General features: G+C 42.8%; 11 protein-coding genes. 6 read left to right on the top strand and 5 right to left on the bottom strand.

Features of this window, described 5'->3' with window-relative positions; all coding sequences use genetic code 11:
* Positions 1–74: 74 nt before the first annotated feature.
* The gene (locus FM038_RS14865) at positions 75–1,055 is read right to left on the bottom strand and encodes a transposase (RefSeq protein ID WP_142874155.1); all 981 of its coding nucleotides are present in this window, start codon (positions 1,053–1,055) and stop codon (positions 75–77) included.
* Positions 1,056–1,197: 142 nt separating this feature from the next.
* Positions 1,198–1,896, bottom strand: coding sequence for a ZIP family metal transporter (locus tag FM038_RS14870; RefSeq protein WP_142874156.1), 699 nt, complete (start codon positions 1,894–1,896; stop codon positions 1,198–1,200).
* Positions 1,897–2,097: 201 nt separating this feature from the next.
* Here FM038_RS14870 and FM038_RS14875 point away from each other — a divergent pair, with 201 nt between their 5' ends.
* Positions 2,098–4,473: a carbohydrate binding family 9 domain-containing protein gene (locus FM038_RS14875; protein WP_142874157.1), complete on the top strand. Its 2,376-nt coding sequence runs from the start codon at positions 2,098–2,100 to the stop codon at positions 4,471–4,473.
* Positions 4,474–4,877: 404 nt separating this feature from the next.
* Here FM038_RS14875 and FM038_RS14880 read toward each other — a convergent pair whose 3' ends face one another.
* Together FM038_RS14880 and FM038_RS14885 are read right to left on the bottom strand one after the other, a co-directional pair.
* Positions 4,878–6,116: a diguanylate cyclase gene (locus FM038_RS14880; RefSeq protein WP_142874158.1), complete on the bottom strand. Its 1,239-nt coding sequence runs from the start codon at positions 6,114–6,116 to the stop codon at positions 4,878–4,880.
* A gap of 222 nt (positions 6,117–6,338) precedes the next feature.
* Positions 6,339–7,562 carry an RDD family protein gene (locus FM038_RS14885; RefSeq protein ID WP_223292869.1) on the bottom strand — a complete coding sequence of 408 codons (1,224 nt, stop codon included), beginning with the start codon at positions 7,560–7,562 and terminating at the stop codon, positions 6,339–6,341.
* Positions 7,563–7,867: 305 nt separating this feature from the next.
* On the opposite strand from FM038_RS14885, the gene cysK reads away from it, so the two are divergent.
* Positions 7,868–8,836 carry a cysteine synthase A gene (cysK, locus tag FM038_RS14890; RefSeq protein WP_142874159.1) on the top strand — a complete coding sequence of 323 codons (969 nt, stop codon included), beginning with the start codon at positions 7,868–7,870 and terminating at the stop codon, positions 8,834–8,836.
* A gap of 57 nt (positions 8,837–8,893) precedes the next feature.
* On the opposite strand, the gene FM038_RS14895 is transcribed toward cysK, so the two are convergent.
* Positions 8,894–9,586, bottom strand: coding sequence for a TetR/AcrR family transcriptional regulator (locus FM038_RS14895; protein WP_142874791.1), 693 nt, complete (start codon positions 9,584–9,586; stop codon positions 8,894–8,896).
* A 282-nt stretch (positions 9,587–9,868) separates the two neighbouring features.
* Between FM038_RS14895 and FM038_RS14900 the strand changes: the two genes are divergently transcribed.
* The 4 genes from FM038_RS14900 (at position 9,869) to nuoC (ending at position 13,284) form a co-directional block, all read left to right on the top strand.
* Entirely contained in the window at positions 9,869–10,300 is a 432-nt protein-coding gene (locus FM038_RS14900) for a CBS domain-containing protein (protein ID WP_142874160.1), read from the top strand.
* 166 nt (positions 10,301–10,466) lie between these two features.
* On the top strand, positions 10,467–10,838 hold the full coding sequence (locus FM038_RS14905) for an NADH-quinone oxidoreductase subunit A (protein WP_142874161.1): 372 nt from the start codon (positions 10,467–10,469) through the stop codon (positions 10,836–10,838).
* Positions 10,838–11,494 carry a NuoB/complex I 20 kDa subunit family protein gene (locus FM038_RS14910; protein WP_142874162.1) on the top strand — a complete coding sequence of 219 codons (657 nt, stop codon included), beginning with the start codon at positions 10,838–10,840 and terminating at the stop codon, positions 11,492–11,494. Before FM038_RS14905 ends, FM038_RS14910 begins: the two co-directional genes overlap by 1 nt.
* Positions 11,495–11,496: 2 nt before the next feature.
* On the top strand, positions 11,497–13,284 hold the full coding sequence (gene nuoC / locus FM038_RS14915; protein WP_142874163.1) for an NADH-quinone oxidoreductase subunit C/D: 1,788 nt from the start codon (positions 11,497–11,499) through the stop codon (positions 13,282–13,284).
* Positions 13,285–13,288: the final 4 nt, after the last annotated feature.

Raw genomic sequence — 13,288 nt, forward strand, 5'->3', positions numbered from 1 at the left:
GCCAAAAGACCGAATTTCGATTCGGTCTGATATTTATCTTAAGTTGTACCGTTTATTAAGTAATTAACAGCTTGTCAGCTGCTGCAGAGCCACCTCTGGCAATTAGCGGCCCCTTGTCTGCGCTTTCGCTCTAAGTGCTCACAGTAGACATCTAACTCTTGGGGTGTTCCGACTGGGCCTTTAAATAAGCGGCTAAATTCGGTGGTGAGTTTAAGCCAGTTTTCCTGAGGGATATTGAGTCTATTAAGTATTTTTTGTGATTCAGGGCTAATTGCACCTCGTTTATCGGCTCTTATTATTCGTCCTGTTTCATCAACCAGTTGTAGGTAATCTTTAACGCTGAACATGAGTCCTTTAACCATCTCTTTTTGCTCATTGCCTACAAAGGGTAAAAGTGCTTCGGGTTGCTCTCCCTTTATTGCTGCTTTGATGCGTTTTTGAATACTGGTGAAATCTGAGGTTTCAGGGGTGTCAGCGACCTTGGCTCGAATTGGGTTGAGGTCAACATAGGCCATACAAGCCAGAACCGCTGTTTCATCCAATAACGCTTGGGATTTGAAACGCCCCTCCCAAAATCGCCCAGTACAACCATCCTCTTTATTCGCTCTCCTGGCAATCGGTTCATTCAATGCGCGCATAAACCAACTAATATCACTAAGCCGACTTCGATACTGAGCAATAGAGTGTTTTAGGCCTGCAACCTCAAAGCTTTCAATCACCTCTCCTTGAGCAAACTTCTGAGTAATGTCAGTGCCTTTGAACAGTTGATGCCAGTGCTCTACCACCTCTCTATCTGTCCATGAATTAGCTTCAAAGATATCGACTCTCAATACCAAGTGAAGATGGTTAGACATTACAGCATAAGCTGCTACATCAATCGCAAACACTTCGGCTAACTCAAGAATTCTTGACTCAACCCAGTCTCGACGATGTTCATATGATTTGCCCGTGTATTTATCGACTCCCGTAAGCCAGGATTGCCGCACACATTTCGAAATACAGTGGTAAAACGGTGTGTCTTCGATACTAACTAATGTACTTCTGGGTCTAGCCATAACAACCTCAGCTCAAGAGAGACTATTTAAGTTTAGTCACAGCTCAATAAAGCGGCAAAGATTATGGGTGGCAATGTTAAAGGCAGCAATGTTAAAGGCATTCGAAGGTATGTCTTTGTCTTTGCTTTAGGACATAGAACACCTAATGGACATGTCCATGTCCCGTTTCAGATATCAACATCGCGAGAACAACAAAGCCGAGTAAGCCTCCAAGGCGCATAGGAAGTTCTTTATTTTTACAATCCCCCTCATGATGTTGATGCAACAACACATGCATGATTGACCCCATCACGAACGCCTGTAAATACACTGTACTGTTAAGATTTAGATAGTTAAGCAACTCCCCACCAGCAAAGTACCCGATACAGGTCATCAGCATCATAAGCCCCAATACTGCCAATGCACGAGCAGTGCCCAGTTTAGGTTGTACTAGCCACCAAATGGCTAATCCTTCAGGTAATCGATGCAGCATAACGCCAAAAGCAAGCATGATTGAAGCATCAGCTTGCTGTGCTAGCATGATTGAACATCCATCAGTGATGTTATGAAGAAGCAGCCCTACAATACTGAGCAGTATCATCATGTCATGGGTGGTTTTCGAGCGATTTTGACTACACTTCTCGACACAAATGGGCACGATGAGTGCCGTCAGCGCCAATCCAATGGCTGCGATTCCCCCCACACGCACAATATCAGGCAAAATATGAAACATGACTAAACCTGATAAGGAGACAAAAACAAAACCATCAAGCCCTTTTCGAAGTCCATTTTCAAAAGAGCAGTAGCGATAAATTAACGGGCAAATGAGTAAAGAAATACAGCTAGCAATAAGGTAAAACATAAATATTGTATCTAAAGCAGGTAGGTTTACTCAATTTATCATCATTGTTTTATACCAGTCGTCACTAAGCGCTTTACTCATCAGAGACAATGTTTGTAACAAATTCTAACAAGCTAACGCTTCGCACAAGCCTCACCCTCTGTCACAATCCACCACATAACAACAACATAACAACAACATAAAAGCACTAGTAGCAACATAATGACATTTACAGCGACAACTAAATCTTTATCACATCTCCTTCTTTGCTCTTCTATCTTAGTTTCCTCTAGCTGGACGTTTTGTGTTTCAGCAGGAACAAATCAGCAATTTCACATAAATATTCCGACGCTTGAGCGAGGGGCCAGTATTAACGGTCAGCTTGATGAACCTCAATGGCAGAATGCGGCAATTGCAGAGCTTGAATATGAAACCAGCCCGGGAGAAAACATTGCAGCGCCAGTGGCGACTCAAGTCAAAATATTCGCCACTGATAAGAGCTTATTTGTCTCATTTATTGCAAAAGACCCTGACTCTAGTGCCAGTAATAACCTTATCCGCGCAAATATTACCGACAGAGACGCTCTTTGGGGCGACGACTTAGTTGGGATCAAGTTAGACACCTTCAATGATGAGCGCCTCGCTTATCAGTTCTTCGTTAACCCCTATGGCGTGCAGATGGACTCTATAGAGAATGAACTTACCGGTGAAGAGAGCAACGCCTGGGATGGGATCTGGCACAGCAGTGCCCGAAAAACTGACGAAGGTTATCTTGTCGAACTCGAATTACCACTAAGATTATTTAATTTCGATAGCAAGCTAGACATTCAGACTTGGGGCATTGAGTTTATTCGTTTTTATCCAAGGGATAAGACCCATAGACTCTCGACCCACTCCATAGACAGAAATAACAACTGTCAGCTATGCCAATTAGGTACGGCAACAGGGCTTAAAGGTATAGAGCCGGGTCAAGATCTGCAGCTCACACCGTCATTGGTCATGAACAGAAATAGTCAGCGGGATTTAGACCCATTAGATGATTGGCGCAGCGATAATAACATAGAGCCGGGGCTGGATATTCGCTGGGGTATCACCCCAAATACCTTACTGAGTGCCACCATCAACCCTGACTTTTCTCAGGTCGAAGCCGATGCGGGTCAGCTGGATATTAACAGCACTTTCGCCCTCTTCTACCCGGAGAAGCGTGCCTTCTTCCTCGATAATAAAGACTACTTCGACACTCAACTGCAGCTGCTTCATACCCGAAATATCGTCTCACCGGACTATGGAGTCAAGCTCACCAGTAAGATTGATAATCATACTTTTGCGGTGATGGCCACCAACGATACTAAGACCAACTTTCTGGTGCCGGGTAACTTAAGTTCAGATATCGCCAGTATCGACGAGGAAAGTTATAACCTTGCGGGGCGGTACCGAGCAGACTTTGGCAGTGAACTTTCTATCGGTGCACTCGTCACAGCCAAACAGAGCGAGCAATACCATAATTATGTGGCCAGTGGTGATGTAAAATACCAGCCCACACAACAAGATACCATTACCGCTCAATATGTATTCTCAACCACAGAATATCCCGATGACCTGTATAAGGAATTTTGCTCGGAAGATACCTGTATTCCCGATAGCTCATGTGAGCTTGGTGATTGTGGCATCAATGAGCGCGTCCTACGAACCAAATTAGACGATGCAATCAGTGATGATTTCTATCGATTAAAATACGTCCATAAACGTCGTAACTGGTTTGCCTTCACTCAATATGAATCTGCAGGCGATGATTTCAGAGCCGATTTAGGCTTCATTAGCCGTGTCGATGTCACTAAGCTGGTCGCTGGTGGCGGCTATATCTGGTACCCGCAAGATTCAAGCTTTAACCGTATCGAGCTTAGTGGCGACTGGGATATTAGCCATAATCAATCAGGAGAGTTAATCGAGCAGGAAGCAGAGGCTAGGTTAGAGTTTGAAGGTTCGATGCAAAGTTTCACCGCCTTAGGCTTTGTCAATCGCGATCGTGTCGGCAGACGCCACGATGCTTCGAGTCTGGCCATCGACGGTAATACCCAGATGTTTACCGAAAATGTCGGCTGGCTTTATTTCGAGTTTACTCCCTTCAGGCAGATAAGCGTCGAACTGGATGCCGATTACGGCGACAGCATAGACTATAGTAACGACAGACTGGGCACTCAGCTGTTTATTAACCCTGGCATCGAGTGGAATATCACAGATAGCGTGTCACTGGATCTCTCTCATATGTACCGCAGCTTAGATGTGGATGATGGCGAGCTATTCACTGCCAACTTAACGGACGTACGCCTCAGCTGGTATTTCAATATCAACAACTTTATTCGCATCTCGAGTATCTATACCGATATCCAGCGCGATCCCAGTTTATACCTCTACAGCTCACCAAAAGAGAGTGAGCAAAGCCTGGGCAACGAGATCCTATACGGTTATAAACTCAACCCACAGAGTGTGTTCTATCTGGGTTACTCAGACGGCATGCAATCAAACGACAATATCGATTCTTTGACCAAAGATGAACAGACCTATTTTATGAAACTCAGTTATGCTTGGCTTTTATAACGCCTAGGGCCTAAGCGCTAGGTCTAAAAACATTTATCAAGCCTCATAAAATACATAAGGCCAACAGGTTTAACGCTGTTGGCCTTATGTCATTCTAATTGCTGTGATCAAGCTATGATGGGATAGCGATCGATAGTATACCAATTCCATTAAACATATGATCAATTCAGAGCTTTCTCAGGGCTTTAAATTCAAGGCGCATTGTTGACGAAATGGTTATTCCCTTTCGAGGCAATGCAACGCAGAAGTAGAAGCCCTGAGAAGCTCACGAAGTGCGGGTTTAAAAACACTTTAAGCTGCGAAAGTGGCTTTCGATATAGAATAACTATTAGCTTCAATCCCCTTATCTTGCCTACAGCGTTTTTAACTCCCGCTGAATGGTCACTTATTTAATGGAAATGGTATTAGTCGATACAAACCAAATTACGACCAGACTCTTTGGCATCATAAAGTGCTTTATCTGCACGTTGCATAACCGCATCGAGACTATCATCAGATAACTCAGCAATGCCTGTGCTCACTGTAATAAAAATGTCGCCTTTTGACGTCGCGATGGGTTGTATCTCGAGTTGAGATCGAAACTTATCCATCAAGGCAAACGCTTTCTCTTGTTTAAGACTTTTAAACGCAACGGTAAACTCTTCACCACCGAATCGAGACACGGTAAAGTGTTGGCCAAAGAAATGCTGTAATCTTGAGGCAAATTCAACTAAAACTTCATCGCCCACATCATGGCCATAGGTATCGTTTACTTTCTTAAAAAAATCAATGTCGAGCAAAGCCACTGATAACGTTCCTTGCTTTTGCTTTATTTGTTCAAGCTGATCTTCAAATAAACCAAAAAAATATCGGCGGTTATAAACACAGGTCAAATAATCTAAATTGGCTTGTTCCCAAAGTTTACGGATCATATCTAAGGAATCTAGCGTATTGAGCACCCGGCAGTGAAACTCTTCATGAACGAATGGTTTCTGTAAAAAATCATTAGCACCATTTTTAATAAAACGCGCTGACAAGCTTTCGTCACCATCACTGGAAAGGCCAATAATGGCGAGCTCTTCGCGACTAAACTTTTCTCTCACTTTTAAGATAAGCCCAAAGCCATCTAGCCCAGGCATATTATAATCTGTAATAAGTAGTTGAATATCAGGTTGTTGCTGTAATACCTCCCAGGCAGAGTTACCGTCATCGGCTTCGATAACTTGATATAAGTGCTGTTCGAGTAAGCTTCTGACAAACTTGCGACTGACAACTGAATCATCAGCGACTAAAACTTTAACGTCTTTATTACGCTGAAGACTGCGAACTAATCGGACAACGTATTCATAACTGAATCGGTTTTCTTTTAAAATATAATCGACAATGCCTAACTGGAGTAATCGTTTACGTTGCTCTGAATCTAAGCTCCCAGTCAAAACTATGCATGGCGTTTTCTTCGACAGTACCAACTTAACAATCTCACCTTCCTGAGCATCGGGTAAATTTAAATCAGTAATAGCCACAAAATATTGTTTTTGCTCTAAAAATATTTTTGCCGAAGCAAGATCTACTGCGAAATCAACTTCACAGTCTAATTCCTGCGCAATAAGATGCTGTAAAATTCGAGACACTACTTTACTGTCTTCAACCACTAAAATACGCAATCTGTTCTCCTAGCCCTTGATATTTATCTGATTTTTATCGTATGACTTGTAACTTGAACAATCAGGTTCATTTTTACATCGTTTATTAATTCTGCTATATACACTAAAAGGTACTTTCATAACTCAACTGACAGTAAAGGGAACCCTCCAGCATATTGAATCACTCCTTGCTTTCATATCGGCTAGATAACACAAAATTTGATGGTGATTTGAGTCTAGCTGTTAAATCGCAAACTCTACAGGTTCGTCAGTCACCTTTACCGGCATTACTCTTTCTTTCTTGGTATCAATGACGACAGTAGCTGAAATTTTGTCTTGAATAGCCTGCCTATTCGCATCCCAATAAATCTGTAAAAAACCTAATAAACCGGTCGCAAAACCCGCTCCATAACCACCGTATCGGCCAAAAGCATCCCATAACGACAACTTAGTACCGTCGAGCTGAATCACTCTGATACCAAATAGTTTTTTACCCAATGTCTGACCGTCAAACCAAGCAGTAAATACAGTGAAGTAAAACGCTGCCCAACCAAATCCTAATCCAAGATCATTTAAAATGCCCTTAGCCCAGGCGACTAAGCTATAACTATCATCTTCTGCATCTCGTTCATCTAGCTCCTCCTGATAGAGCAAATTGTTAGCTGACTTACCATCTCGCTTTATCTGCTCTTTATCAGGCAAATCTGGCACTGCTGATAGGCCTAACTCTTCATTATCTACTGCTATGCTGGCATCAATATTTACTGGGCTGTCAGCGTTACTATCCTCAAGCTCAATTGCCGGGTTATTTAATACATTCAGATTTCGCGCAATAAGCTGTTTTAACGTACTTTTATCTTCTTCAGTAAGGGAAATGTCATCAACCGCATCATTGAGTATGCTCTGTTGCTCAGAAACGGGGAGTTTTGATGCGCTTAATGCTACTAGAAGTCCGTCTAATTCCGTTTCGGCGCAGTTAACGTTTTCACAACGACTAAACCTGATAATATTAGGCATATAGCTAATGAATTGACCAATCGCATCGATTCCAATCTGATTGTCTGTAAAACCTGATTCTTCGCGACTGTTTTCTTGTTCTTGTTCTGTAAAAGGTAAGAGGTTGCCAACTGTGACCCATAGCATCATGACAAACATGGATAAATACAGCCCCCATTTAAATATCTGACCCAATTGTCTACTCTTCCTCTGGATCAACAGTGTTAACCCAACCAGTAATATAAATACCCATCCAGCTTGTTCAGCCAATACTGTAATAAGCAAGCCATCGACCAACATGGCTAAGCCGCGTTTTAATGGACTGGCTAATGGGGTATAGAGTACCTTAGGCGCAATTTCAAAAGCGAACGGAGTCACTAAGGTTTTAGGGTCAACGACACCTTCTGCCTGAGGACAATTTGTGCCTAGCATAGGGTCAACATGCTGTTTTTGCTTTTGAGAAACACTCATCATAGTGATCCAATTAATTATTTTTCGTTTCTTCACTAAAAACTTCTGTCTATGTGAGTAAGTGTTTTATGTCGAAGTTAAGCAAAATGCTCTATATTCAAGCATCATACCGATGAGGCTGTATAAGCGCTAGAATCCAGTTTTCATACAAGAGGTTAACACTTTTAACTCAGTATCAACTCAAGGTTTAATGCTAATTTAAAGATCTTTCATAACTAAATGGAATAAAGAAGAACAAACAATCACTTCTATTGCCGCTAAAGGCGATTATGATTTACCTGTATATTCAAAGGAGCAAGCAATCCATGAGCAAAATTTTCGAAGATAATTCGCATACCATAGGTAACACCCCACTTGTTCGCCTTAACCGCGTGAGCAATGGTAATGTTCTTGCCAAAGTAGAAGCTAGAAACCCAAGCTTTAGCGTTAAGTGCCGCATCGGTGCCAATATGATTTGGGATGCTGAGAAAAAAGGTTTGCTAACTCAAGATAAAGAATTGATTGAGCCAACGTCTGGAAATACGGGTATTGCATTAGCGTATGTTGCTGCAGCACGTGGTTATAAGTTGACGTTGACCATGCCAAATACCATGAGTCTAGAACGCCGCAAGTTGCTAAAGGCATTAGGCGCTACATTAGTGCTAACTGAAGGCGCTAAAGGCATGAAAGGGGCGATTGATAAGGCTGAAGAGATCCGCCAGTCAGCTCCTGAAAAATTCGTTTTACTGCAGCAATTTGATAACCCAGCTAACCCTGAGATCCATGAAAAAACCACAGGGCCTGAAATCTGGAATGACACTGACGGTGAAGTCGATGTTGTCGTCGCTGGTGTCGGCACAGGCGGTACGATCACAGGTGTCAGTCGTTACATTAAAAACGCCAAAGGTAAGGCTATCACTTCTGTGGCAGTTGAACCTGCAGACTCTCCTGTTATCGCGCAGACTTTAGCTGGTCAGGCTATTCAACCTGGACCACATAAAATCCAAGGTATCGGCGCGGGTTTCATCCCTGGTAACTTAGATCTTGAGATGATTGACCGTGTTGAAGCTGTGACAAATGAAGAGTCAATTGAGATGGCACAACGTTTAATGAAAGAGGAAGGAATCCTAGTTGGGATCTCTTCTGGTGCAGCCGTTGTGGCAGCAAATCGTATTGCCGAACTGCCAGAGTTTGCAGGCAAAAAGATTGTCGTTATCTTGCCTTCAGCTGCCGAACGTTATTTATCTTCGGTATTATTTCAAGGCGAGTTCAGCGACGCTGAAAACGTTCAGTAAGCATTTAGAATGATATAAAAAAACCGGATTTAAATCCGGTTTTTTTATATCGATAAACTATGATTGAATGCCCCTGATAATATTCCTTACCGTTGAACTAATAATCGGTTCAAAGTCTTGCACTAATTTGCTATGCAGACTCTGAACAACAGACTGATATTCCAGCAATTTAATCAAACCCAATATCTGATAGGCATCAGGCTGTGAGCTGATTGAGCCCAGTTGCGTAAAAAATGCCTGAATACTGGCCAGCAAGGACTCATCTAATAGCTTAATGGCATTTGCCAATTGACTATTTCTTAACGCTTCTTCATGGAACGCCACTTCCAAAATTCGATCGTCTCGGTTCGACACTTGTTCAGCAATATGAGCGCAAATAAATTGTGACAGCTTGCTCACTAAGTGTTCACTCGCTCCATTACAGTTAAATGCACCTGCATCACTCACCTCCTCCGCTGCCGACAATTGCTTGAGTAAATCAAAACTACGAGTCTCTAACTCTTTATTCATCCACAGCGTTTTTTCGGCAAAGTAGGTCAAAGAATCACTGATAAGGTCTTTAATATCTTTAAAGTAATAGGTCGTTGAAGCTAAAGGCACTCCAGCCTCTTTTGCCACCGCTCTATGCCTAACACCCCGGATACCCTCTTTTACAATAAGCCTAAGTGTGGCCTCTAAAATCACCAACCGCCTCGCTTCTCCATCACTGCGGCTTGTCTGGCGTCCCACATAAGTTAATGGATAAGTCATCATTGTTTCCTTCGTTCTTCGTCAGCGAAAAACACCGAGTAACACACGAAAAATCAGTCACTAAGTTTAACCGCTGCAGACACAGTAATTTAAAGCTCTGCAAAATATGCTTATCGTTATGTTTTTAATTCTTTTTGTTTCTTTATCTAACAAAACAAGGAATTCCGTCTAACCTTAAAGCAATAGAGCATAATCGCCAGCAGTTATCCGTCATAACAATTTAACAACAAGTTAACTCAATATGACAGACAGGACTACTCAGTTGCAATAAAGGAGCGAGCTATGGAGTCGATAAAGATTGCTGACTACATGAATAGACGTCCAGTTACATTTACAGCAAATATGCCAATCGCAGAAGCCGTAGAGCTATTTTTGCAGAATAAGCAAATTGGTGGGCCGGTTATTAATGATGACAGAAAGGTGATTGGTTTTTTATCTGAGCAGGACTGCTTGATTAAAATGCTTGAAGCAACCTATTTAAACGAAAATCACTATGACGTCGGCGATGTGATGCATGCAGATCCGCTGACAGTGAAGAAGGAATCATCTGTGCTGGATCTAGCCCAACAGATGACCCATCACAAACCTAAAATTTATCCTATTGTCGATGATGAAGAAAGATTGATTGGTGTGATTAATCGCTCCGCGGTACTGAAGGCCATAGACGATCATTTGAAAGCTATGTATGAGCGCGGTCATACCCGTTTAGTTTAATTGAATTTAGTTTAGTTTTTAAAATGGAAAGCCTAGATAAGCTAACCGAGGTGGCTAGCTTATCCGCTTTAACTCATCATTGTCGTCCAACTTTATTATCACAATCATGGCATTACCTCGAAAATATTTTTTTGGGGATAAAAACAAAAAAATAAGGCGCTGAGCTATGGTATCTGCGAGTTTTGTTTTCTATGTTTTCGCGATAATCATCGTCACTATGACGATGATTATTGTATCTCATGCCTTAAATCCCAGAGGCAAGAAGAGGACCAATGCCTATCCCTATGAGTCAGGCATAGTCCCAACTGGCGATACCGATATTCGTTGGAATGTAAATTATTTCTTAATCGCCATCTCATTCGTTATTTTCGACATTGAAGCGGTATTTCTCTACCTCTGGTCGCTTGTTGTTCTGGAAACCAGTTGGCCTGGCCTACTCACTGCAAGTCTATTTACCTTAGCCCTGTTCATTGCGCTAATTTATGAAGTTAAACAAGGCGCCTTCGACTGGGGAATACAAAAAGAGGGAGCCCCTTAATGCGTTGGCAACTAACCAAACCTCAGCTTGCTGATCCCCAAGAAATTCCAACTGCCTCCATGAGCATGCAGGAGGTGGTAGAGAAAAACATCTTGGTCACTCGCTTAGAAGATCTTGTCGCCTGGGGCCGAAGTAACTCCCTTTGGCCGTTCAATTTTGGCCTGTCTTGCTGCTATGTCGAGATGGCCACCTCTTTCACCAGTCGTCATGACATCGCCAGATTTGGCTCTGAAGTGATACGAGCGACACCAAGAGAAGCCGATTTAATAGTCATATCTGGCACTGTTTTTCTTAAGATGGCACCGGTTATTAAGCACCTATACGATCAAATGTTAGAACCCAAATGGGTGATCAGCATGGGATCTTGTGCCAATTCAGGCGGTATGTATGACGTCTATAGCGTTGTCCAAGGCGCCGATCGGTTCTTGCCCATAGATGTTTATGTCCCTGGCTGCCCTCCAAGGCCTGAAGCACTCATGTATGGACTAACACTACTACAGCAAGCAATAAAAGATGGCGAGGCTAAGCAAAGAAGACCGCTGAATCGTGTCATTACCCCACAAGAGATAGAATCCTTTGCCTGCCGTAATTTACGTGATGAGAAACATGCATCTCGAGTCATCAGCGATAAACTCACGCCGCCAGATAGGGTGTAACAATGGATACTGTGACGAAGGAGTTGTCAATTAAACCGGTAAATCCACATACAAAGCTGACTTTGGCCATGCTACCAGAGCTTGGTGACGTGATACCCAATAACATTTTTGAACAACAGACAGCAGATAATATACTCACGCTTTGGATAGATAAAAAGCTGCTGTTCCCTGTACTTAAGCTATTGAAATCTATTCCTGAGCCATTCAACTTTCTTTTTGACCTCTATGCCATCGATGAACGTCTTCGATTAGATAAAGCACAGCTCCCTGCTAAAGCGTTTACCTTGGTGTACCAATTGATGTCGATAGAGCGAAATCAAGATATTCGCTTAAAAGTTGCGCTTGAAGATAATGAAGAGCAGAGCAGCATCACCTCATTCTGGCCATCAGCAAACTGGTATGAACGTGAGATCTGGGATCTATTTGGTATCGTGTTTAACGAACATCCTAACCTCTACCGTATCTTACTTCCCCCCACTTATCTGGGGCATCCACTGAGAAAAGAGTTTCCCTGTCGCGCCACAGAAATGGAGCCCTTTAGTTTAGATGATGAAAAGTTGGCCAAAGAGCAAGAAGCGCTCAGGTTCGATCCTAAAGCATGGGGAATGGAAGAATCTAGTGAAGATAATGATTACCTATTTCTAAATCTTGGGCCTAATCATCCGAGTGTACATGGTGTATTTAGGATAGCGCTGCAACTGCATGGTGAACAGATAAAAAATGCCGTGCCCGATATCGGCTACCACCATAGAGGGGCAGAAAAAATTGCTGAACGTCAGACCTGGCACGGATTTATTCCCTATACGGATAGAATTGATTACTTAGGGGGAGTCATGAATAACTTCCCCTATATTTTAGCCATCGAACAGCTAGCCAATATTCAGGTCTCTGAGAGAGTCAAATGTATTCGTGTCATGTTGGCTGAATGCTTTCGTATTCTAAGCCATATGCTTTTTTTCGGTACATTTGCTCAAGACGTCGGCCAGCTCTCTCCTATCTTCTATCTGTTTATTGATAGAGAGAAACTGTTCAGCATTATTGAAGCCATCACAGGTGCTCGTATGCACCCAAGCTGGTTTCGTATTGGCGGTGTCGCGCAAGATTTGCCCCAGGGCTGGCATATCATGATGCAAGAATTTGTCGATTACTTTCCGTCAAAACTCGATGAATATGAAGTTATGGTGATGCAAAACAGCATACTTAAACACAGAGCCATAGGAATAGGAAAGTACAATACACAGCAGGCCCTTGAGTGGAATGTTTCAGGTGTAGGACTTCGAGCTACAGGTGCTGACTGGGATCTACGCAAACAGCGTCCTTATTCTGGCTATGAAAATTACCAATTCGACATTCCAACGGCCAGTAATGGTGATGCCTATGACAGGTGCCAGCTCAGAGTCGATGAGATGAGACAAAGTCTAAAAATCATTCAACAATGTATCGACCATATGCCTGCGGGAGACTACAAAGCCGATCACCCATTAACCACTCCGCCGAAAACCGAGCGAAGCAAACAAGACATCGAAACCCTGATCCAACACTTTTTGAATGTCAGTTGGGGAGCGGTTATGCCAAAAGGCGAATCTTGTTTCGCCGTTGAGGCGACTAAAGGTATCAACGCTTACTCCTTGATCAGTGATGGTAGTAGCTCGAGTTATCGCACTCGGATCCGCACACCGTCTTTTGCTCATTTACAGATGATCCCCTTGATGGCTAAAGGGCTCATGGTGGCTGACTTAATCGTTATTCTTGCGAGTATCGATTTTGTTATGGCCGATGTAGACAGGTAGGAGA

This window comes from Shewanella eurypsychrophilus, assembly GCF_007004545.3.
Taxonomy (GTDB): Bacteria; Pseudomonadota; Gammaproteobacteria; order Enterobacterales; family Shewanellaceae; genus Shewanella; species Shewanella eurypsychrophilus.